The organism is Enterovibrio sp. FF113 (genome assembly GCF_041439165.1).
Classification (GTDB): Bacteria; Pseudomonadota; Gammaproteobacteria; order Enterobacterales; family Vibrionaceae; genus Enterovibrio; species Enterovibrio norvegicus_A.
This window is the reverse complement of sequence record NZ_JBGONO010000001.1, coordinates 251765-274000: the sequence shown is the minus strand read 5'-3', so window position 1 is coordinate 274000 and position 22236 is coordinate 251765. Positions and strand designations below refer to the sequence as shown.

The window sequence follows — 22236 nt, the reverse complement described above, 5'->3', positions numbered from 1 at the left end:
GCCAATCAAAAAGGGTAATGACTTGTCCCGCTAGCAGCGGGGTGATGGGCGCAATGGCTGGTTAGTGCCTTTTCAACAAATCGAACGACAAGCTTCACGTGAGGTTTAACGCAAGAACCGTAGGATATGACCTTTGAAAATCTTATCGAGATAGTCAGTGTTGTCTGGTTTGGTATGGCTACTGGTGAAACCGTATTCGAGCATCTTGGTGCTCAGTTTGTTTTTGCGTCCTCTGCCTGGGTCAACAATAATCACTTCGCAGTTTTCGTTGGCGTGGTTTTGAATGAAATACGCAAGCAAGTCGACATGCTGATCTTCATAGAGCAAATCGCTACCAATGATCAGATCAAATAAACCCAGTTTACTCGTATCATCCGCCCAATCGGCACGTTCATAAGTAATGTGATTGCCGTTATTCAGTTGGGTGTTTCTATCAAGAAAACCTTCGACTTCAGGGTGATGATCTGTCGCGGTAATATCTGCATCTTGCTCGTTGAGTAACAAGCTCGACAACGCAATGCCGCAACCAATTTCGAGAATTCGCTTCCCCTCGGTATCAAAACTCAACATATGGTTGGCGAGAACTAAACTCGATGGCCATACCACGCCAAAAATTGGCCAAGAAGCAGAAGAAATCCCAAGGTTTTTGGCGATGTCACAAGGGTCACTAAACTGCTGCTTGTCGCGCAGAGTGCATAGATGGATATCGTTGTTGCCAATCTCGATGGTTTGATAGCGAACACGAAGAGGGGGAGTGATGATCGTCATAGTCTTTCCTGGCCGAGTAACGAGACGAAGCTCTGCCAAATATCGGTCTATAGATGACGAAACAATTGAGTTATCAGGTTAAAGCAAACAGGGGGTTACACAAGGTATTAAACAGGTTGTCGGTGGTAATGCGAGGCACAGAGGCAAAAAGAGCGCCTTAGATCAGGCGCTCTTTGTTGAATGCAGTTTACATTGTCTGCTGGCAAAATATTCGCTGTGTCGAATCAGTGCGTTTTATTTGGGCCGTTGCGAACCAAATCTTTACCAGTCTCAAAAACTTCCTGCGTGACACTGCGAGCAAGGATCAACTGGTGATTGTCGTCTAGAACCGCGACAAATGGGCGGCCATCTGAGTTGTTGGTTGCAAGGGCAACGCCCGCAACGCCTTTTAATCCAAACCCGCCGCTTTCAATTGCGATAAGAAAGGTTTCCAACTCTTGAAGGTTGTCGATGATATCAAGTTCGTTATTCATTTGTTCAACACTCATTGTGCGCTTGAAGAATTTAACTGCGCAGATTATTTCACGTCATCACACGATTTGGCAATGTACAGCGCTATCGGCAAGCGCATGACTGCGTCATCAATCGCCTTCGCATGGGGGATATGTCAGAACATTTGTTGATGTTCGCTCGAAAATCTGGGGGCTGATTAATGCATTCATGTGTTGGAAGGCGACAATACCCACATTTATTTTCGAGGAATTATGATTCATGGAAGAACTGGTTGGCGGTCGTGAAGGTGCTATCTATAAACGTGGGGATATCGTGGTACGCCCGTTGAATGCGTGGTCTTCTACCGTTCATCTTTTACTGAATCACTATCACGCGCAAGGCTTAACGGAATGCCCGACATGCTTAGGCGTAGAAGGTGACACCGAGCTACTCAGTTACGTGAAAGGCGATGCGTACAATTACCCCTTAACGGGTGCGATTGCCAGTGAAACGGCGCTGATAACGGCGGCCAAATTGTTAAGAAAGCTGCATGATGCTTCAACATCGTTTCTCTCTAAACACCACACCGATTCATTGACATGGATGCTACCCGCGCGACAACCGCAGGAAGTGATTTGCCATGGCGACTATTCGCCTTACAACGTGGCGTTGAATGGCAAAACAGTGGTTGGTGTGTTTGATTTTGACACCGCCCATCCCGCCCCGCGAGTGTGGGATATCGCCTATGCCGTGTATTGCTGGGCTCCGTTCAAAACCGACAAGATCGACGCATTGGGTACGCTGATAGAGCAAAGTGAACGCGCCAAGCAATTTTGCGATGCCTATGGCGCGACAAAGCAAGATCGCACCGCATTGGTGGATACCATGGTGGCGCGTTTAACCACCTTAGTGCGATTTATGCATGATGAAGCCAACGCAGGTAATGAGCAGTTCAAAGCCAACATAGAAGATGGGCATCACCTGAGCTATTTGGCAGACATTGATTATTTAAAGCACAACCAAGAGACGATAACGGCGAGGTTGTTGGCGTGAGGTAGGGAACAAGCTGAGGTTTTGGGGTGTTTGTTCCCCAAAATGAGTTAGGTTCATTCTCTGCTCGGAATAAGGGACCCCCCATTGTTTAATCTGCAACTGACTTTTTAACCTGTTGATAAGTGCAGCACCTAAAAAGCCAATGCATACTGATGGGAAATAATATTTTAGGGATTTCTACAAACCTATATTTTAAACGATGAAAAATTGACGTAAATCAGATAGAAATAAATGCGTTAAATTACTTGTTACTAAATGGGAAGTTATCTTTTTTATATTACCACCTAATAAACCGTTAGTATTCATAAGGGTAGGAAGTCATGTCTCATAAAATAGAAGTTCATAATTGTTCAAAGTGTGATACGGAAACGCATCACATTGTCGTATTAATGAGAAAGCCAAGTGAATTTAGAAATACGAAAGTAGTAAATTCAAAGAGTTTATCGTTGGTGTAATTAAAGGCTGGGCATTAGGCGCATTTGTGGCTTCTATGAATGAGTTTGAACGCCATTTAGTGTGTGAAATCTGCGGTATTAAATAATAGAAGGTTAGTTTTCGTATATGTTGATTGTATTCTATTTCAGTGCTTGTGATGTATGCTAAATAAGCTTACCCTCAGATGATTCTTGCTCCTCGGTGACGGGTATGGTTTGTGTGTAATCAAAAAAACAGGTAGCCAAAGCTACCTGTTTTTAATTTTACGTTGGTTTAGTATTGACTGAAGTCAACAGTGATTGGAGAAACTGTCGTTGCTCTGTGTAGTGCTGAATGACTCTCTAAGCGATAAGCTTGGCTTGCCATCTCTTCTGTTAATACCACGTCAAAACGGTAAGTTTCGTTTTCAGGCTCATGACCACCTGCAATCAAAACAGAATGCTTATGACTGTATCCGACGTTATAGGCGCAGAAGGTCAATGTGTCTTCATCATTGACTAACTGCAAGGTTTGCCCTTTGAATGTCTGAGGGGAACAGGTGTTGAGTGAGGTTTCTTTATCAAGCAATGTCACTTGTTCAACACGTATACCATCACGATCAATCACGATCTCGGCACGCAATTGAGTCGTATTTGAAGCAGTAGCTTGAACATCGTTGTCGCTGAATGCACTGTTGTTTTCAACGGTCCATTCAAACGACGATACCGTGCCTTCTTCTTTTACGATGATGCCAGTTTCATCCTTAGCGATAAGTTTGACGGTATATGCACTAAATTCATGCTCGCCGTATCGGATTTCTTTGGCGTTATCCAATGCTTGCTGGTGAACACCGTTGATGTACCACTTGAACGACTGTACACGTTTTTCACTACCGTCTTCATCATAGAATTCTACGGATGGATTGAAGGCGAAAACCTGCTCGGCTTGGTCTGTATAATGTAGCGTCATGAATCGCTGGTTTAACGCGGCATGCTTTGGAGCAATGACAGAGAAATAACCCGTTTTGGCGTATAAGCGATTGGCCCAGCGCTCGGCGTTATAAGCATAAAACGGATAACCGTTCTCTTTCATGATTGAGATGTCGGTTGAACGCCACATGTCTTTTGCCTGATTTAACCCACCTTCATACCAACCTGTTGTACCAGCAGGGCAACCAGCAGAGGTTGATTTACACACATTATCCAATGTGGTGTTGTCAGGCAGGAAGTGACGCCAAGGAACTTTGTTGAAATCAGCGCACACATTGCTGTCACAAAAATTCGGGTCGCGTATTCCACCGTAAGTATATTCATCATGTAGATCGCCAAATGAATGGCCAAGCTCGTGAACAAATACATGTGGATTCATTTTATTAGACGTGGGTACCATACCGCCAAGGCCACCATATACATTGGTATTGACCATTACCATCGACATATCATAATGCGGTACGACCTTAGCTATGGTGCCGCGCACTCGATAATTATCGACCGATAAAGCGCGTGCCTCTGAGAACGTCCCACCGTTATAAAAACCTGCATCGAATGCCGTATCTTTGTTATTTTTATGTTCAATAGCAGGGCTTGGGGTGTTTTCCGCAACCAGGCAATTGTCGTAGGTGATAGGGTCACAACCTTGTTCAATCGACCAATCAGCACCGCGATCATTGGAAGCCACGAAAACGGAATGGATGTTGTACATCGCGATGTGAGGTACAAGGTTTTCATAACTCAAAAAAGCTTCAATCGCATTTTTGACATGTATATCAAATAATGCACGGTCACGTTCAAGGTATCCATCCCCCGTGATCACCAAATCCCAGCCTTTTCCGTCAGTGCGACCTGTGTACAATTTGTGGTCGCCATCAGCAGAGGTATATACCGGTTTATCAAAATCGATAACCGGACGAATGCTTGGGTCGTAGTCAATCTGTTCGGCAAAAAACACTTCGCCTTCACCGTAGCCCAGTAGCGCAACATAATCGGATTTGATTTTGATCCGGATGTCGCCTGCGCGATAGGTTTGATTGAAGATGCGGATTTTGTTTTCCGTCATCGGCTGGTAGGTTAAGCCGCCGTCAAGGCTGTATTCATACAGCGGATAGCTAATGACATTTTCTGATAAGAGTATCTGGTTTCCGTCACGAACCAAGCTTGGATCTTGGTAGTTAATGCCACCCAGAATTCGATTGACACCGATTAGCGCAAGGTAATATTTCTCTGGATTCTCCTCATCAAACGCTTGAATTAATAAGTCTCTTTGAGCAAGTAATTCGCTATTGATATTTGCAGAAACCAACAGTTCGACAAACGTCATGATCGGGGCGTGTTTTTCTTGATACATAACGCTTGGGTCATAAACCTCTCCATCATAATTGTTGCCTAATGCTGGGGAGTCTATGGTGGGTGCTTCGCCTGACGCCGTGGTGAAGGTGTATGGGGCGGTAATAGTATTAATGGTGTGTAAACGCGAGTAGGTATCACGGCGAGTACTGAGGTTGATGTCGTAATACTGAGCGACCAGTCTAGGTAAGCAGGTACCCTCAAAAGCAGAATAATCACTGTCAACAAAATCGGCAATATCGTGATAGACGTAAAGATCACCACCTTCCTTTATAAACGTTTCTATTTCGGTACATGGTTGTGGGTTGTTCTTTTCAATCTGTGCGTAGTAAGCGTGATGCCGACTGACATTCAATGGCTCATTGACGAAAGAAAAGTTGACGTCATTGTTTGCCACGTAGGCAGTGAGGCGCTCGTCCACGGCTTCACGTTGTGTGAGAGTGTAACTGGCTGATTGGCCCGAATATAAGCCAATAGCATTGAGCAGTACGTCGGAAAGTGGGTGGACATTATTCCAGAAAGTGTAAATATCATCCCGGATTACAAATACTCTTGAATCACTTTTCGGTGCTAGCTCTGGTTTAATGTGTCCAAAGCTAATGCCGTCAGATGATGACAAAAGATTGGCGGAATAATAACCCATGATGTTGTTCATTTGTGAGGTGTATGAATCAACATAAACCTGATTCTGTGGCCCTAGAATTGCGCGCGCATCTTGGTTGTGGTTAATAATGGCCTGCGCCAATGTTAGCTGTTGTACTGGGGAAACGAGAGCCGCAAGAGAGAGATAATCACTGTTTTCTGTACCTGTCTCTAGTTGCTCAATGATGACGCTATGGTTATTTAGAATCGCAGTGTTAATGGCTTTATTGAAGTTAAGTAAACCGAAACGATAGGCAGCACCTTCAAGACCAGTAAGTGTATCGACATGTTGATGGAAGCTATTTGCATCTTCTATAATGGTGTCGAGTTTGGTGATGTCGTTTAGATTGATGTTCTTATTGTTGAGAAGAAAAGCTTTATAGAAGGGAAGAGTACGTTCATTGTAATCATTTCCGACTAGGCCGCTGAGAACGTCACCTGAGAAATCAATGACACCATCGCTGTCAATAAACGCCTGAATTTTTAAAACCAGTTGACCTATGGGGTAGTTAAACGCAACGTCATCTTTATTGCTAAGTATTTCATCCATGCCAGCTAGTGCTGCGCTATGATAATTGGTCATTAAGCATGCCAATATCATCAATGCCGATTTTTTCAACATTTACTCCTGTTAATAATACAGTTCGATAAACAACGTTATACGCTCGTAAAAAGCCAATTATAGATTCGATCCGTTTGGCCTTTTGTATCATTGGCGAAAGTGTTGGCTCGTATCAAATCAAATGCTTAATCAATAGGATGAAAATAATTAATAGATGAGTGGGTTACGTATTTAACCTATTTTAGAAGTCATTGATAGTAGTGGGTATTGCATTAAGGCGTTGATTTTTAAATTAAAAAATTATAGATAGTTATTTCCTCCTGATAGTGAAAATAATATTTAGGTAAGTTTTAATTAAATATTTATTTCATTATGTTTCATGGGTGCATACTTTATTGTGCATTTTGTAGGTTTTATAATACATTTGTGTTGTAAGTGCCTGATGAAAAACCGCGAGCGTAGTGATTGAAATTTTTCATTTGAAATTCACATTTAGTCTCTTGCGCGCATGTGAATTATCAATGATAAAGGTTCTTTATATTTCTCTTTATTATGGCGGCGCAGGGGCCTATTTAAAGGTGGTGGTATATTTTTTGTATCGGTGTCTGGATGATTGGTTGTTTTAGATAAACCAAATCTAAAAGACTTTCGATGAATTAACATAGGTTGGTGGTTGGAGTGATAAATAACGCTTCTGATTGGTCAGTTTTAATTTATTAATTCAATAGGGTCGAATAAGGAAAGTTCATTGCTCGTGAATTAACCGCTAAACACGGAAGTATTAGATGATGGCGTTCATTGCTGAACAAGTGATAGTCAAGAGTGTCGGGTATTTCAATTGGCTATCCAAGTGCAATCACACGCGGATTTTTGCACCTGCACTCCCGGTGAAGCCTTTATTTGGGTCTTACCGAAGCCGTGCTACTGGCTAACGTCTTCCGCTTCAAACTGAATCGCAGCCTGTTCTTCAATGTGGCGGAAGTAGTCACGGTCTTCGGTCAGGATATGCATGATCAACCAATCGGTTAGGAATGTTTTTACTTTTTCGGGCTGGTCAATCAGGCGATTGTCGGTGATCTCATATTGGGTTTCGTAGACGTCAAAAATTTGAGTAATCAGCTTGTGGTGGTGCGCTTTATGACGCAGGATTTTCTCTTCCGGATAACCCACTTCTTCAAGCAGTTTTTCTTCGCGGCGGAAATGCGTTTCTGCATAACGAATTAACTTATTCAGCGTTTCAAAAATCACCTGATCATCGTCACCCCGACGAATGTTGTCGTAGAAGCGATTGGCAATATCGAACAGCATCTTGTGCTCGTCATCAATGCTTTTCACGCCTGACTCGAAAATCTTTCCCCAAGCAATAAATTTTTCCGTCATATCATCCCCTTAACCCAATTAAACCAGTGTAAGGCAGTTCAAATTTGAGCGAAACGATAGACCTCACGAATAGTAAGCTTAATTTATTCGTCAGTAATAAATGAGTCATCAGCAAGGATTTAGCCAATCGCTGTTTCCAACCCATTGATGCGTGACCTTCTATTGATAAGTCGTGGTGAGTCACACGCGTATTCATCAGGCAGAGGTGATTTTTGACAGCGGGAATGACACAGGGAAAGAAATCCCAGAGTGATGTGAGCCGCATTCAATACGCCAATTCTACGTTACTGATTATTATGTAACTTAAGTGAAACACTCGAATACTACCGTTGCCCAATCTTAATTTGAGTAGTTGGTAGGAAACAAACATGACTGTACGTCAGCGGCTGCTGATCGCCTTTACCCTCTTTATCGCGTCAACCATTGGGCTTGGCAGTCTGGCTCTTTGGATATCATCACGTTCTGCTGATGCGTATTCGGAATATGTGAACGAGCAATTACCCGAAGTGTGGGCGCTAATGGCGTTTGAGCGCGACCATCGCACCTTACTGACGCTGTCGCAGAAAATTAAAGCGCAGCTTTTGTTCTGGAATGAAGTCACTCCTCAGTTTGACGCGTTCAAAGATAACTACGAGCAGAGTTGGCAGGCGTTGTCTCGGTATCCTTCCCTAAGTGCGTGGCGTGATGAACATGTTGAACAGAAGCAAAATCTGGATGTTTATGTAGAAAAGCTTGGTGATGCGATCGCCAATCAGAGTTTTTACGATGCTGGAAGGCTGGTGGATTTTGATATGTACTCAACCATTGATCCTATCCTTCTGGCGATTAATGAAAAACTCACTGAACGCCAAGCCCACGCGCAATATACTGCGAATGGGCTGATAGGCTTTTTGAATCAGCAGGCTAACGTCATCTATATCGGTGGCGGTGTCGCATTGCTCATGGCGATGGTGCTGATGTTATGGCTTCGGAAAACCGTGATTATTAGACTGAATAACATTTCTACTGCGCTAACGAATATTGATACTGAGTCCGATCTCTCTGTGCGCATCGACGACCATTATCATGATGAAGTCTCGGCAGTTGCGCGTGCCACCAATAATTTACTTGAGAAGTTTAACCAGTTTGTTAATCACATTCAGACTCGCACGGGAGAGTTGGATCAACAGTCGGATACGCTGGGGAACCAAAGTCGCAAGGTTTCTGACATCAATGAAGATACTCGCTCACAGATCACAGAGGTCGCACATTCATTAACCGTGATGGAAACGGCAACCGCGGAGATTGCCTCTGCTATGAAAGATACTCGGGAATGCATCAGTAAGTTGGCGCATGACAATGGCGAACTTCAAACGCAAATGACGGCGACTGAACAATCCATTGCTTACAGTGTCAGCACGGTGGAAAAAGTGGAGGTGACGATGGCGAGCTTGAAACAAACCAGTGAGCAAATAGCCAGTGTGATGGATGTCATTGAAAGCATTGCTCAGCAAACTAATCTGCTGGCCTTGAATGCCGCGATTGAAGCGGCGCGAGCAGGAGAGTATGGGCGTGGTTTTGCTGTGGTTGCTGATGAGGTTCGTAGCCTTTCACTGCGTACTTCTGAATCAACCGGCGATATTCGCACTTGGATCAATGATCTGCTTGCTCGAGTGGATGCAGCAACCTCGTTGCTTAATGACTCTAAGCAAGCCAGTGAAGATAACCAAAAAGCCAGTGTTCAGTTACAACAGTATTTGGGTGAAATGAACCGTACCTTTGATGGGTTAGAGCATCGCAGTACGGAAGTGGAGGTTGCGCTATCTTCGCAGCATAGGGAAATTGAGCAACTCACTGAGCGTCGCCGAGATCTGAAACGAGGCAGCCAATTACTCACGGCAGCCATCAGTACAACCAACGATGTCAGTGGTGAGCTAAGTACCCAATCAACGGCGTTGACCAAGCTGACAGATCAATTCCAAATTTAGCCTGATAAAGTCTTTGGCTATATCATTAATCCCTAGGATTCGCGTGAAAGAGTCATCAACATCAAGCAAAATTGCACTTAAATTGAATGGGCTCGTGTAGTTCAATTTTGCGATGAGGTAGTGCCACCATGGCGTACAAAAACACAGAAAAAGCAAAAAACGAAGCGGTGGAGTGGGCATTAACCCATGGCATGGCGTTGAAGCAAACCCTAGATTCCGCAAGGCACCCTGCATTTGCCTTAACGCCAACGGTAATTGAGCAGACGCGTTTTGAACGGCTTAAGTCATCGGTCCATCTGCTGGGTAAATTGGTACATGCCGTATCGCAAGATCATGATTATTTGCATGAAGCCATCGCGCCTATCACGGCAGGCAATGTGTTTTTCAAGACTCTACTCAAAATGGCAGACGATATTCATTGCAGTGACGGGCCTCAATCATGTTTGCCTATGCTGCTGATGCGCAGTGATTTCATGGACGATGCACAGCTTGGTCCAAAACTGGTTGAATTTAATGGCATCGCGGCGGGTATGGGACCGTTCGGTCAGCGCATTCATGAATTGCACTGTTATTTGGCAAAACAATGGCCAGCACCCTATACGGAATGGTCGGGTGATGAAGTTGGACGACCCGTTAGCAATTCCGCGTTGCAAGGTTTGGCGGCAGGCATTGCTGCGGCGACATGGAAGATCAAACAGGAATTTTCAGATGCAGGGACACCAACATTTCTCATGGTGGTGCAAGAGCGCGAAGACAATGTGTATGACCAACACTTGTTGGAACACGCACTGCAAGACAAAGGTATTCGAACGGTGCGCCGTACTTTTCGTGAGTTATATGACGGGTTGTCGACCGGTGAAAACCAGCGTCTTTTGTTAGAGGGTATAGGCGCAATAGACACGGTTTATCTGCGCGCGGGTTACCAGTTCTCGGATTATGTGGCACACGACATTATTGATCGCGCATGTTGTGAGGCGCTTACGCAAACTCGCGTCATGATTGAAAAACATCGCGTGGCGGTGAATGCGACGGTGAGCCAGCAGTTGGCGACCAGCAAGCGTATACAAATGCTGCTTTCTTCCCAAAGTGCAGAGTCATTAACGCGTTTTGGTTTGAGCGAATCGGAAGCGAATGAAGTGAAGCATTTGTTGGGCGATATGATCGCGGTGGACGCGCAAAGCGCTGAATGGGTGAAACAACGCCCCTTGGATGAGTGGGTGTTGAAAAATCAGGGAGAAGGCGGGGGTCACTGTGTGTTTGGCGATGACATTTATACCAAGCTAAAGGCGTTAGATCCTAATGAATACGAAGCGTGGGCGTTGATGCGCAGGCTGCTTCCTCTTCCTCGTTCGCAAGCCGCGTATGTGGTGCGAAAAGGCGAGATTTACGTGATTGACGATTTGATCAGCGAAATTGGACTGTTCACGGTTCATATTGATGGTGAGCCGGCATTGGAAAACGGCGGCTACGCGGGGTATCTCATTCGCAGCAAGTCATCTCAAGTCTCTGAAGGCGGCGTTCACAGTGGCATGGGCGCGTTGGATTCATTGGCATTCAAAGCTTAGCGATCTCGAAAACCCTCTGATTTTGGTGATTTTTGAGCACGTTGAAACGATATTTTCTGCCCTCGGTCTTGGCGATTGAGGGCATTTTTGCGAATAACTGACTCGTAAACAACCTGTCATCGACTAATTTTTCTCGGAAAACGTCGCCAAAAACCATTTTGAAAACTCACGCGCAGGCGGCTTTAAAGGCACGTCTTTTCTTGAAACAAGATAGTAGCTTGATGCCGACGGTAAGGCTTTGTCAGATAGCCGAACTAATTCGCCTCGTTTAATTTCCGCTTTGCTCAATACACTTCTCGCTAGAATAACGCCTTGGCCTGCAATCGCCGTTTTCATCGCGAATTGATATTCATTGAAACGAAGTTGACGGCAGTTATCGCTAACCTCTGTGCTGTGTGCTCCTAGCCATTGTTGCCAGCCTGGGGTCACGTTCACCAGTTGTGGGCTGACATCCACGATCATCGCAGATTGTTCAATCAAGGTTTTTAAGTCGTTAGTGCCTAGCTGTTCAATAAGGGCTGGGCTTGCACAGGGAAAGACGGTTTCATCGGCGATTTTATCGAACGTGAGGCCTTCTTGGCTGGGGTTGTAGGTATAGCGAATGGCAAGGTCGAGTGAGTGAGAACGAAAATCGACTTTTGTATTGTCGGTTTCGAGATGAATGCTTAAATCGGGATAGGACGCATAAAACTGAGGCAGTGCATCCATCAGGCGAAGATATGCAAATGACGATAGGGCACTGACTGAAATCTCGCTGCTGGCCGCGCTTGATCGTAAGTGGTGCGTTGCAGACAGCAATTGGTCAAATGCGCTGGTGCTGGTTTCTGCCAACTGTTTGCCCATTTCGGTTAATACCAACTTGCCTTGATGGCGGAAAAACAGCGGTGCTTTGAACCATGCTTCGAGTTGCTTTATTCGCTGGCTGACCGCTGAGGGCGTCACATACAGCATTTGGGCTGCAGCTGCGATCGTCCCAGTTTTGATGACAGCATCAAATGATACCAAGGCGTTCATTGGTGGAATTTCATGATTCATGGTTAGCCTTCGTTCATCAGTCCTTTGATGCTGTCTACCTTAGCATTTATCGCCTATTACCGTATCTATCTTCCCATTTGCGCATTTGACTTCTTGTTATAGATGCCGCGAAAGTAACGCGACTTAAGCACAGCTTACGCCCCCTAAGAATTGATAAATATCGCGCCCATCGACTTGAGGATAGGGTTGTCGCATGAATACTCACGCCTTTGAACTGAAGCCTCGTAGCCTGAAATCTGATTCAGATTCAGATTATCGGCGAAGTGAAAAGACGAAAATAAGGAACATGTGATGACGGTAAATAAAGAGAACTGGGGAAAATATGAGTTAATTTTTGCCATGGTGGTGTCTGGTACGTTAGGTGTCTTCGTGACTGAATCAGGGCAATCTGCGCTCAATGTGGTGTTTTACCGATGTGTGTTTGGTTTTATGTTTCTTGGCGTGTATTCAGGGCTTCGGGGATATTTGCGTTTCAGTATATTAACGGCCAAAGATTGGGCGTTAACCGCATTCGGTGGCATTGCGTTGGTGGCTAACTGGTGCTTGTTGTTTGCCTCGTTTGAATATGCGCCGATTGGGGTTTCAACGGTGGCATATCACGTTCAGCCTATCTTTGTGATGGTGCTAGCGACGCTGTTTCTGAACGAAAAGTTTGCGGCGCATAATTGGCTCTGGATCGGGCTAGCATTTATCGGCGTGACGCTGATTGTCGGACTCGAAACGGAAAATGCGGGCTGGGGGGTAGCAACTGGCGTTCTACTCTCGATATCAGCGGCGTTTCTCTATGCCATTACCACGCTTATCACGCGCCAGCTTAAACACATCAAACCGCATATGCTTGCTGTGGTTCAGCTCGCTATAGGTGGTGTTGTCCTGTTCTTTATTGCACCCATGGAGCAAGTTCCTACGACAGGCGATCACTGGTTTTGGCTGTTGGCTCTAGCATTGATTCATACATGCATCATGTACATATTCATGTATAGCGCCTATCAAAAACTCGAAATTTCGATGGTGGCGGTGCTGGGGTATATTTATCCCGTCGCTGCGGTGATGGTGGATTACATGGTTTATGACAATGCAATCACGCCGCTGATGGCGCTAGGCATTGCGGCGATATTATTCTCAGGCTACGCGATGAATCGCTCACTGACGCCAAGACGTATTCTGGATGCGGTAAAACGACAAGCTACACGCCAGCCTTGCTAAGCGCCCCTACTAAACCCAACAGATGAATCGAAATAGATTGAACGAAACAGGCTAAACGAGCGTGCCACCTGAAAGTGACTGGCTCAGTTCACGCTATTGTCTAATCTTCGATGTTGGGTGCTTTGGGGTAGGGGTATTTGACATGGCCGATACGAATCACAAACACCGTGATGGCCATGATCAGAGTTGCAGCGGCAATGGTCATGATTCGCCAATCGTCCATGTTTTTCATTTCGAGAATAAGATACCGCGCCAGTGCAACAATACCGATGTAAAGGGGCATACGAACCGGCACTTTGCCGGATTCAAAGAAGCTGTGAACCATCGCCAGCACTTCGAGGTAAATAAAGAGCAGTAATAAATCTCCGACTGATACGGTTCTATTCACGATAACGAGATAGATTTCTTCGCCTATGGCGTAAATCGTCGCGATGACAATCAGTACCAATACAACATTTTCCAGACCATGTATGACTTTGGTTGTCGTCTTATGCTTAGGCATCGCAATCTCAAACTGTCCTTAGTTATAAGGTCAGTCTAACGAGATAACTTGAGTGGGGTTTGTATCATTAGCAAGAGCACACTCCCTCAGTGCTGAGAGAGTGTGTAGGTGAAGAACGCGAGATCTTGAATTGTTTAGCGTTGTGCTATCAAGTAATTCAACGCACCGCGAATCGCCGCGACTTGCGCGTTATTGCACTCTTGGTCGGTGACTTTCGGGCTGTCTGGGTACACTTCGGTGGTGGTGCTGTACTGGCAATCCGTAAAGCCAGTGCACAGTCCCAATGATTTCACTGGGTAGTTGATCACACCTTCTTGCTCAACAGGTGTACCAATGATCAAGCCCTTGTTGTCAGCTGGCGCAATGTGCGTCACTTTACGCACTTCATCAATGATCGCCGTTTGGAAATCGGTGTTCGGGTTTTCACTGTCTCCCACGGTATAGAATCCATCAGGCACAGTGTCTTCTTCGTAATCTTTGCCATCGCGAGCGGCCAGGGCAGGACGAAATTCAGAATCGTCGGTATCCGTGGTTTCATGCAAATCAATGTGTGTGAAGACTTCAACGCCCAAGCTTTTTACCCACGCCATCACATTGGCGGACTCTTCCGATGGGCTGTTTTCTACAAATGAACGGTTTGGATCAACTGCAATTGGGTTCCAACGGTTGATGGTTTCATAACCCCAAGGGCTGATACACGGTGCAACAACCAGGTTGAAGTGCTCGGCATAAGCCTGCGCCTCGGTATCAAGAAATTGCAACGCGCCATGCACACCGCTGGTTTCGTAACCATGCACGCCACCCGTGATCAGAACTGTTGGCTTGTTTTGGTCAACATCACGGCTTCGAATACCAAACTGCGGGTAACGCGATTCATCAAAAGACAATGCGCCGTATTGCGTGACGTCGAAGCGGTCTTTCAACGCCTCGATTTTTGTCATCACATCTTCTTTGTAGCTGCGCTTGATGCTGGTGGTTTTGAGCCACTGCGCTTTTTCTTCATCTCCCCAAGGTTGCCCTGGTGTGCCGATAGGGAAATTGATGGATGCTGTCATGATAATTCCTCATTGAGAGATGGTGAGTTGCTTTCTAGGTTAAACGGCTTGTTGACTGACAGGGTCAGAATTCTCTGGAAAGAGAGAGTAGCACACTCTTTTGCGCATTCAATTGCCATCACATGCTGATTGATAACTATTTTGTCATTAATGGCAACAGGTCATGGTGACATTTATTCCTGCTTATACTTCAGGGGGTTAGTATCTGGCTGAAAAATAATTTCTCATCTTTAAGTCATCCTTAAGTGATTCTTAAGACTTACTGATTAGGCTCTCATTATCGCTTACAGCTAGGAAAGAAGCGGAATGGAAAAGAAGCCTATATTTGCCACCTTCGAGATAGTGACAGAATCGCATGCATTGAGAGCGGACGTGGAGCACTATATTGCCGAACGTTATCGCATCGCGTTTGATGCCACTATCACTGAGTTCATGCCTTACTTCTTCTGCGCGTTAGATGAAGAAGGGAACATCTTATCGGTGTGTGGCTTTCGCACAGCAAACAACGAACGCTTGTTTCTTGAGCAGTATTTGCATCTTCCGGCTGAACAGCTTATCTCACAGCATTTTGGTGCGCGTGTTGAACGCAGCGCGCTGATTGAATTTGGTCAGCTCGCTTCATTTTCACGCGGGGTGTCGTTACAGCATTTCACCTACCTTTCCCGTTATCTGGTTGAGCAAGGATTTAGCTGGTGTATCTTCACCGCGACGGGGCCACTGCAAGCCATGATGAAACGATTTGGCTTGGCGCCCGTGTCGCTGGTAGATGCCGATTCAGCATGCATTGATAACGCTGAATCTGTGTGGGGGAGCTACTACCAAACACAACCTAAAGTGTCGGCGGGAAGCTTAGTCGCAGGGGCTAAGCAGCTTTCGCAGATTGACCTGAGAGCATCAAACGCACATTTGGCTTCAAATACGGCCATGTACAAAACAGGGCTGGGGGTGTCCCATGGTTAATGTGTTAGCGCGCATCCGCCATTTTGCACAGACCACGCCGACCAAAACGGCGTTGGTCGGCCGTGACGCCATTGGTGTGATTGGTAACGTGGATTACTGCACCTTATGGCGCGACATTCAAACCTTGAGTGACACGCTTAAACAATGGAAGACCAAACGTATCGCGTTGCTTGCTGAGAACGGCATTGCCTGGGCGAAGGTTGATCTTGCTGCATTACTGGCACAGGTGACGGTTGTGCCCGTGCCGACGTTTTTCTCTCGTGAACAAGTGGCGCATCTTGTTGCGGAAGCGGATGTGGATTTGTTGGTGGGGGATTGGTCGACACTGGCTATTTCACCCCAAGGTGAACTGGCCGGATTACCCTGCTACTCGCGCCTTGCCGCCAACACATTGAGCAGCGATACGATAGCAAAGATAACGTTTACCTCGGGGTCAACCGGTTCGCCAAAAGGTGTTGCCCTCAGCGCGGAAATTATTGATGCGGTGACGCAATCTTTGGTTGAGGCTGTCAGCACCCAAACTGTTTCGACTCAGCAAATCATTTCAACACAGCAAAGCATTTCGCCAACTCGTCATCTTGTCGCGCTGCCGTTATCGACGCTGCTTGAAAATATCACGGGGATATACGTGCCATTGTCATTGGGTGTTGAAACTGTGGTGTTAGAAGGATTCGAAGTGGGGCTTCGCGGATCAAGTGGCTTCTCACCGGATATTTTCGGCGCGGCGTTGGCACAATACCAACCAGAGAGCATGGTGGTGACGCCCATGTTGCTGTTGGCTTTGACAGAAATTGCCCGTGTGCAGCCAAGCATTACACAGCCTTTAACATTCATCGCCGTCGGTGGCGCGAAAGTGCCGGCGTCTTTGCACCACAAAGCGCAACAGCTTGGTCTGCCCGTGTTTGAAGGTTATGGGCTATCTGAATGTGGCTCGGTGGTCAGCCTCAATACGCCATTCGCACACCGCCAAGGCAGCGTGGGGAAACCGCTGTCACATTGCCGAGTCCGTATTGCCGATGACGGTGAAATCGTGGTGCAAGGCGCGGCGATGAATGGCTATATCCATGAAGCGATAGATTGCCAAAACGATGACATTCATACCGGGGATCTTGGCTACCTCGACGAAGAGGGTTACTTGTTTGTTTCAGGCCGCAAAAAGAACGTATTGATCACCGCGTTTGGTCGCAATGTCAGCCCTGAATGGATTGAAGCAGAAGCCTTGGCTTACCCACATTTGCGTCAAATGGTGGTGCTTGGCGATGGCTGTGCCGTGTTGTCTGCGGTGGTGGCAAGTCATGACCATGAACAAACGCTTAGCCAAATTGCGCAACTTAATCGCCGCTTACCGGATTATGCCGCCATCGGGCACGTTATTTTCACCCAACCTTTTCAGCATCAGGACAGTTTAATGACCGCGAATGGTCGACCGCGTCGTGATGTGTTTGCACAACAATTCTCTTGTTTTATCCCAAATAACCAATGCGTGAGCGTGGCGGATTTTTCCGTGACCAGTTGCTCCGATATTTCACTGACTTGAATACGTAGGGAAGCTATTGCCATGAACATGAATACTTCAAGCAACACGATGACAGACAACAACACCCCGTTTTTTAACACACTGGAGCAGCAAACCTTGGCGGCACGAAATGCCATGTTAAGCGCACCCATTTTTGAGGCGTGTCGTGCGGGCAATGTTGACCTGACTACTTACACCGCGTTTTTGGTGCAAGCCTTTCATCACGTTAAACACACCGTGCCTTTGCTGATGGCCTGTGGCTCGCGATTGCCAGAAAGCGATGAGTGGTTGCGTCAGGCCATTGGTGAGTACATTGAAGAAGAAAAAGGCCACCACGAGTGGATTCTCAACGACTTAAACCAGTGTGGGTTTGATGCCGAATTGGCTCGCTATAACCAGGCAGAAGGTGCGGTGGGTTTACCCATTGAAATGATGGTTGCGTATCTCTACCACCAAATTGACAGACGCAATCCTATGGCCTTTTTTGGCATGGTTTGGGTGCTGGAAGGCACGAGTGTGTCCGTCGGTGGTGACATGGCTGCACTGGTGAAACACGGTTTGGGTTTGCCTGATGCGGCAATGAGCTATTTGACCTCACACAGCACATTGGATGTCGAGCATATCGGCTTTTTTGAAACGCTAATGAACCAAGTGACGAACCCTGACGATCAGGCCGCCATTATTGACGGTGCTAACCGCGTGTTTGCACTGTATGGCCAAATGCTGTGTGAACTGCCGATTAAGCAACAAAGCCATGCTGCATAGCGTTTAGCCAATAGCGAATTGAAGAAGGGGACAAACATGAAACTGAATGGCAAACGTGTCTTGCTGACAGGCGCAACGGGTGGGATCGGAAAAGAGATCGCTGCTGCGCTCGCAAAGCAAGGTTGTGAACTTATCGTGGTGGGCAGAAAAGCGAGCCAACTGGCTGAACTGGTGGCAAACCTTGACGATTCATCGCGTCACCAATCTTTGATCGCAGACTTGGCGCGAACCGAAGGCCTTGACGCGGTATCGCAGTTTTGTGCCTCGCTTGATGTTGCGGGAAAGCCCGTCGATATCGTGATCAATAACGCGGGCTGTAACACCTTCCTGTATCTGCAAGATCGCGATGCAGCATCCGTAAAGCGAGACGTTGAATTGAACCTGATCGCGCCCATTCTACTGAGCCAAAGTGCGCTTGATTGGATGGCACAAGACGGCGTGATCCTCAATGTGGGTTCTACGTTCGGGGCGATTGGTTTTCCCGGTTACACCAGTTATTGGGCCGCAAAATCAGGGTTACAACGCTTTAGTGAAGCACTCAGCCGAGAGCTTAATGGCACGGGTAGGCGCGTTCAGTACTTGGCTCCCAGAGCGACCAATACCTCGTTGAATGATGCGCGTGTTACTGAGATGAACGAAAAGCTAGGAAACAAAACTGACGAAGCGGCATTTGTGGCGGTGCAAGCTGTCGCCATGCTCAAACAAGAGACATCAGTGAAATGGATCGGCTGGCCTGAAAAATTATTCGTCAGGCTCAATCAGTTGTTTCCGTCTTTGGTGGGTTCTGCAATCAAAAAGCAGCATCAGACCATCACGGAATACGCGACAAAAACACGCTGCGAATAAGCAAACGGATAATTTTGAGGGAACGACGATGAACATAAGTATCAGCAAAACCATCAACACCATCTTGAAAACAACCACCAAATCATTGTTTGTTATGCTGGCAATGGCTGCGGGCTTTAACGTTACCGCTGCAAATGCAGATGAAACGCTCAAAACAGTACAAAAACAGTGGGCAAAGTGCCAATACGACACCTTTAATAAAGAGAACAAAATCAGTTGCCTGAATTCTTTGATTGCAATGAACCAAGAAGCGTTGGACAGTGACCCATCACGTGACGATCTCAAAGTCTGGCTTGCCATCAACAAAAGCACGCTAGCCGGTGCGGAAGGCGGATTGGGTGCTTTGTCTTTGGTGAAAGAAGCTAAAGGTATGCTTGAAGAAGTGATTTCGTCAGACTCACAAGTGCTTGAAGGGTCTGCATACACCAGTTTGGGCTCACTGTATTATCAGGTGCCGGGGTGGCCAATTGGGTTTGGGGATGACGATGAAGCCGAGCTTATGTTGCAAAAAGCCCTCGTAATTAATCCAAAAGGTATCGATCCAAATTTCTTTTATGGTGACTTTCTAGCAAACAACGGCGACAAAGCACAAGCCATTGCCTTTTTGAAAAAAGCCCAAAAAGCCGCACCGAGAGAAGGGCGCGAGTTGGCAGATCAAGGGCGACAACGCGAGATTGAGCGCAAGCTGAAGGAACTAGAATAACAATGCGAATTCTTTTGATTGAAGACGATCAAATGTTAGGTGAATCCATGGTGGCTTCGTTAAGCCGCCATGGATTCACTGTTGATTGGGTACAAAAAGGCGGCGGTGTAGAATTGCTGCTCAAAACGGAAAGCTTCACCGCGGTAATACTGGATTTAACCCTGCCAGATGTTGATGGTATCGACGTACTCAAAAGGCTGCGTCAAGCCAAACACACCATACCTGTGATGATTCTGACAGCGCGTGATGACATAGAAGATCGCGTTGAAGGTCTGGACGGTGGTGCAGACGATTACATGGTGAAACCTTTTGCGCTGGAAGAGTTGCTGGCGAGACTTCGAGTCATGATCCGCCGTATTTCCGGCTATGTGGATACCAACATTGAGCTTCATGGTGTGTCGGTTTCTCTTGCTAATAATCGTGTTGAGCTTAACGGTGAAGCCATAAGAGTCACACCCAATGAATTCAAGTTGCTGACCACGCTAATGACTCACGCCGGGCGAGTAATGAGTAAAGACCAATTGCAGCAAGCCTTACACGGCTGGGATGAAGGTGCGAGCGAAAATGCCATAGAAGTCCACATTCATAATCTGCGGAAGAAAACGGGCGGTAATTTGATAAAAAACATTCGCGGTGTGGGATATATCATTGAAAAATAAAGCGCCTATTTCGATTAAACGAAACCTGATTTTTAGCGCTGCGGTATTAAGCAGCTTGCTGGTTCTGGGTTCATGGTTTTTCATGTATACCGAAACCCGTCATGAGATAGACGAAGTCTTTGATGCTCACCTTGGTCAATCCGCAAAAACATTGGCGCTCGCCGCGATGAGTTGGGGTAACAGTCCACCGAAAAAACTGGACGAGATTTATGCCGATTGGTTTTCTTCCATTAACAAAATGGCGGTGGATGAAGAAACGGCTACGCCTTATGGGCATCCGTACGAAAAAAAGGTGCTGTTCCAATATCTGTCTAACGGCAAGCTCGTCGGCAAAAGCGCCAATGCACCGGATGTATTTTTAGGCACCTTAAACGAAGCGGGCTATAAAGATGTGACGGTTGAAGGGGAACGTTGGCGTACCTTTCAATTGCCTTTTACGCCGCCTGGTGACACGTCACCGGCATTCACGATCCTCGTCGCTGAAAAGATAGGTATTCGAGAGGAACTGACAGCAGAAGTGGCGCTTTCTATCGGGCTTCCACAAATTCTATTGATCCCCTTCCTTGTTGCGTTAATTGTTTTGCTGGTTAATCGGTATTTTCGCCCGATTGAAGAACTACGAAAGCTGATTGCTTCGAAAAGCATTAATAACTTGCAGCGTATACGCGTTGAAAACCCCACGATTGAGCTTGAGCCATTGGTGAAACAGATTAACTTTTTGCTGGCGGAGTTGGAAAATGCGTGGAAGCGCGAAAGACGCTTGATCAGTACGGCGGCCCATGAATTAAAAACACCATTGGCCGTATTAAGGTTAAACGCTGAAAATGCGATTCAAAGTGTTGATGAAAAAGAGCGCAACAAAGATCTGAGCAGCATTTTGGCAGGCATTGATAGAACCGATAGGGTGATTCAACAACTCTTGGTGCTCTCTCGTGTGGAGCAGCAAAAAGACTTTGTCCTGCAGCCAATGGATCTTGTGAGCATGCTTCGTGAAGAGATCGCCAACTTAGTGCCTATTTCACTCAAGTATTCACAGACAATTTCTTTGGTTGGAGCCGAAAAAGCGTCGGTTAGCGCGCACCCCGTCATGCTTTCCATTTTGTTTGCCAACTTAATAGACAACGCCATTCGCTATTCAGGGCAAGGTTCCTCGATTACGGTAGACGTTGAGCTTCTTACTGATTCAAGCCAAGTGGCAGTGACGGTGTCGGATACGGGGATGGCGATGCCCGAAGACGTTCGCCAGCGTATTTTTGATAAGTTCTATCGCGGTCATTCTAACAAAGGGGATGGTGCAGGGCTGGGCATGTCTATTGTGAAAGACATTGCGCAGATCCACAGTGCGAATGTGCAGGTCAAAAGTGCAGGTGAAGGCGAGAGTGGCAATCAGTTTATCGTCGTGTTTAAGAGTGTTTAGAGGGTAAATGCTGATCGTTAGCGCCAAAAAAAGGGCCTAAATGTCTTTAGGCCCTATCAGCAGTCGTTTTCAATACTTGGAGTATTTAATTACTTGTAGAAAACTTCTACTTTGCCTTTCAGCGTCATCAGAAGCGGTTGACCACGGCGGTCCAACGCTTTTGGTGATGGGAATTTCACCCAACCTTCGCTGATGCAGTATTCTTCAACGTCAAAGCGCTCTTTGCCGTTAAAGACAATACCGATTTCGTGTTCAAAACATTCGGCTACATGATGCGGGCTACGTGGATTGCCTGCAAGGCGATCTGGCAAAGCGGGTAGCGAGTTAGTGTCGTTCATGTTCGTGACCTGTAGTCAAAAAAAGTGCGTCATTGTAGTCAAGATAACGCCCGCGCTCAAGCAGCGAAAACAGTTACGTCGTATTGTCCAAAAATGCAGCTAGCTTGAT

The 22236-nt window shown here is 46.4% G+C and carries 19 protein-coding genes; 11 read left to right on the top strand and 8 right to left on the bottom strand.

All coding sequences use genetic code 11. The features are described from left to right. Window positions 1–105 precede the first annotated feature (105 nt). The gene (locus ACED36_RS01350) at window positions 106–768 is read right to left on the bottom strand and encodes a methyltransferase (RefSeq protein ID WP_371732624.1); all 663 of its coding nucleotides are present in this window, start codon (window positions 766–768) and stop codon (window positions 106–108) included. A gap of 224 nt (window positions 769–992) precedes the next feature. Beyond that, window positions 993–1241: a hypothetical protein gene (locus ACED36_RS01345; RefSeq protein ID WP_017005491.1), complete on the bottom strand. Its 249-nt coding sequence runs from the start codon at window positions 1239–1241 to the stop codon at window positions 993–995. A 238-nt stretch (window positions 1242–1479) separates the two neighbouring features. Here ACED36_RS01345 and ACED36_RS01340 point away from each other — a divergent pair, with 238 nt between their 5' ends. After that, complete coding sequence (locus ACED36_RS01340) at window positions 1480–2253, top strand: phosphotransferase (RefSeq protein WP_371732623.1); 774 nt, start codon at window positions 1480–1482, stop codon at window positions 2251–2253. A 708-nt stretch (window positions 2254–2961) separates the two neighbouring features. Here ACED36_RS01340 and ACED36_RS01335 read toward each other — a convergent pair. Then, window positions 2962–6273 (bottom strand): M64 family metallopeptidase, encoded by a 3312-nt coding sequence (locus ACED36_RS01335; protein WP_371732622.1) that lies wholly within the window; start codon window positions 6271–6273, stop codon window positions 2962–2964. An 861-nt stretch (window positions 6274–7134) separates the two neighbouring features. Further along, complete coding sequence (locus ACED36_RS01330) at window positions 7135–7593, bottom strand: bacteriohemerythrin (RefSeq protein ID WP_371732621.1); 459 nt, start codon at window positions 7591–7593, stop codon at window positions 7135–7137. Between the two features lie 368 nt (window positions 7594–7961). Between ACED36_RS01330 and ACED36_RS01325 the strand changes: the two genes are divergently transcribed. Continuing rightward, window positions 7962–9560 (top strand): methyl-accepting chemotaxis protein, encoded by a 1599-nt coding sequence (locus ACED36_RS01325; protein ID WP_017006273.1) that lies wholly within the window; start codon window positions 7962–7964, stop codon window positions 9558–9560. 128 nt (window positions 9561–9688) lie between these two features. Continuing rightward, the gene (locus ACED36_RS01320; protein WP_371732620.1) at window positions 9689–11125 is read left to right on the top strand and encodes a glutathione synthase; all 1437 of its coding nucleotides are present in this window, start codon (window positions 9689–9691) and stop codon (window positions 11123–11125) included. Between the two features lie 123 nt (window positions 11126–11248). Here the strand turns inward: ACED36_RS01320 and ACED36_RS01315 are convergent, their stop codons facing one another. Beyond that, complete coding sequence (locus tag ACED36_RS01315; RefSeq protein ID WP_371732619.1) at window positions 11249–12160, bottom strand: LysR substrate-binding domain-containing protein; 912 nt, start codon at window positions 12158–12160, stop codon at window positions 11249–11251. Between the two features lie 291 nt (window positions 12161–12451). Between ACED36_RS01315 and ACED36_RS01310 the strand changes: the two genes are divergently transcribed. Then, window positions 12452–13366: a DMT family transporter gene (locus ACED36_RS01310; protein WP_017003391.1), complete on the top strand. Its 915-nt coding sequence runs from the start codon at window positions 12452–12454 to the stop codon at window positions 13364–13366. 100 nt (window positions 13367–13466) lie between these two features. On the opposite strand, the gene ACED36_RS01305 is transcribed toward ACED36_RS01310, so the two are convergent. After that, window positions 13467–13868, bottom strand: a complete 402-nt coding sequence (locus tag ACED36_RS01305; protein ID WP_371732618.1) for a phosphate-starvation-inducible protein PsiE — start codon at window positions 13866–13868, stop codon at window positions 13467–13469. A 134-nt stretch (window positions 13869–14002) separates the two neighbouring features. Then, entirely contained in the window at window positions 14003–14923 is a 921-nt protein-coding gene (locus tag ACED36_RS01300) for a M14 family metallocarboxypeptidase (RefSeq protein WP_017006266.1), read from the bottom strand. 306 nt (window positions 14924–15229) lie between these two features. Between ACED36_RS01300 and ACED36_RS01295 the strand changes: the two genes are divergently transcribed. The 7 genes from ACED36_RS01295 to ACED36_RS01265 are packed head-to-tail and all read left to right on the top strand — an operon-like array spanning window position 15230 to window position 21789. Then, window positions 15230–15883: a thermostable hemolysin gene (locus ACED36_RS01295; RefSeq protein ID WP_371732617.1), complete on the top strand. Its 654-nt coding sequence runs from the start codon at window positions 15230–15232 to the stop codon at window positions 15881–15883. Continuing rightward, window positions 15876–17420 carry an AMP-binding protein gene (locus ACED36_RS01290; protein WP_371732616.1) on the top strand — a complete coding sequence of 515 codons (1545 nt, stop codon included), beginning with the start codon at window positions 15876–15878 and terminating at the stop codon, window positions 17418–17420. The genes ACED36_RS01295 and ACED36_RS01290 overlap by 8 nt, the downstream gene beginning before the upstream one ends. A 21-nt stretch (window positions 17421–17441) precedes the next feature. Then, window positions 17442–18164, top strand: coding sequence for a TenA family transcriptional regulator (locus ACED36_RS01285; RefSeq protein ID WP_371732615.1), 723 nt, complete (start codon window positions 17442–17444; stop codon window positions 18162–18164). 36 nt (window positions 18165–18200) lie between these two features. Then, window positions 18201–19010 (top strand): SDR family oxidoreductase, encoded by an 810-nt coding sequence (locus ACED36_RS01280; protein WP_371732614.1) that lies wholly within the window; start codon window positions 18201–18203, stop codon window positions 19008–19010. 28 nt (window positions 19011–19038) lie between these two features. Next, window positions 19039–19713 carry a tetratricopeptide repeat protein gene (locus ACED36_RS01275; RefSeq protein WP_371732613.1) on the top strand — a complete coding sequence of 225 codons (675 nt, stop codon included), beginning with the start codon at window positions 19039–19041 and terminating at the stop codon, window positions 19711–19713. Between the two features lie 2 nt (window positions 19714–19715). Beyond that, window positions 19716–20372 carry a response regulator gene (locus ACED36_RS01270; protein WP_371732612.1) on the top strand — a complete coding sequence of 219 codons (657 nt, stop codon included), beginning with the start codon at window positions 19716–19718 and terminating at the stop codon, window positions 20370–20372. Beyond that, on the top strand, window positions 20362–21789 hold the full coding sequence (locus tag ACED36_RS01265) for an ATP-binding protein (RefSeq protein ID WP_371732611.1): 1428 nt from the start codon (window positions 20362–20364) through the stop codon (window positions 21787–21789). The genes ACED36_RS01270 and ACED36_RS01265 overlap by 11 nt, the downstream gene beginning before the upstream one ends. An 89-nt stretch (window positions 21790–21878) precedes the next feature. On the opposite strand, the gene ACED36_RS01260 is transcribed toward ACED36_RS01265, so the two are convergent. Beyond that, window positions 21879–22127 carry a DUF3297 family protein gene (locus tag ACED36_RS01260; protein WP_017003401.1) on the bottom strand — a complete coding sequence of 83 codons (249 nt, stop codon included), beginning with the start codon at window positions 22125–22127 and terminating at the stop codon, window positions 21879–21881. Window positions 22128–22236: the final 109 nt, after the last annotated feature.

Coding starts and splice junctions, on each gene's coding strand:
- ACED36_RS01350 (WP_371732624.1), bottom strand. CDS start 768: ATGACGATCATCACTCCCCCTCTTCGTGTTCGCTATCAAACCATCGAG.
- ACED36_RS01345 (WP_017005491.1), bottom strand. CDS start 1,241: ATGAATAACGAACTTGATATCATCGACAACCTTCAAGAGTTGGAAACC.
- ACED36_RS01340 (WP_371732623.1), top strand. CDS start 1,480: ATGGAAGAACTGGTTGGCGGTCGTGAAGGTGCTATCTATAAACGTGGG.
- ACED36_RS01335 (WP_371732622.1), bottom strand. CDS start 6,273: ATGTTGAAAAAATCGGCATTGATGATATTGGCATGCTTAATGACCAAT.
- ACED36_RS01330 (WP_371732621.1), bottom strand. CDS start 7,593: ATGACGGAAAAATTTATTGCTTGGGGAAAGATTTTCGAGTCAGGCGTG.
- ACED36_RS01325 (WP_017006273.1), top strand. CDS start 7,962: ATGACTGTACGTCAGCGGCTGCTGATCGCCTTTACCCTCTTTATCGCG.
- ACED36_RS01320 (WP_371732620.1), top strand. CDS start 9,689: ATGGCGTACAAAAACACAGAAAAAGCAAAAAACGAAGCGGTGGAGTGG.
- ACED36_RS01315 (WP_371732619.1), bottom strand. CDS start 12,160: ATGAATCATGAAATTCCACCAATGAACGCCTTGGTATCATTTGATGCT.
- ACED36_RS01310 (WP_017003391.1), top strand. CDS start 12,452: ATGACGGTAAATAAAGAGAACTGGGGAAAATATGAGTTAATTTTTGCC.
- ACED36_RS01305 (WP_371732618.1), bottom strand. CDS start 13,868: ATGCCTAAGCATAAGACGACAACCAAAGTCATACATGGTCTGGAAAAT.
- ACED36_RS01300 (WP_017006266.1), bottom strand. CDS start 14,923: ATGACAGCATCCATCAATTTCCCTATCGGCACACCAGGGCAACCTTGG.
- ACED36_RS01295 (WP_371732617.1), top strand. CDS start 15,230: ATGGAAAAGAAGCCTATATTTGCCACCTTCGAGATAGTGACAGAATCG.
- ACED36_RS01290 (WP_371732616.1), top strand. CDS start 15,876: ATGGTTAATGTGTTAGCGCGCATCCGCCATTTTGCACAGACCACGCCG.
- ACED36_RS01285 (WP_371732615.1), top strand. CDS start 17,442: ATGAACATGAATACTTCAAGCAACACGATGACAGACAACAACACCCCG.
- ACED36_RS01280 (WP_371732614.1), top strand. CDS start 18,201: ATGAAACTGAATGGCAAACGTGTCTTGCTGACAGGCGCAACGGGTGGG.
- ACED36_RS01275 (WP_371732613.1), top strand. CDS start 19,039: ATGAACATAAGTATCAGCAAAACCATCAACACCATCTTGAAAACAACC.
- ACED36_RS01270 (WP_371732612.1), top strand. CDS start 19,716: ATGCGAATTCTTTTGATTGAAGACGATCAAATGTTAGGTGAATCCATG.
- ACED36_RS01260 (WP_017003401.1), bottom strand. CDS start 22,127: ATGAACGACACTAACTCGCTACCCGCTTTGCCAGATCGCCTTGCAGGC.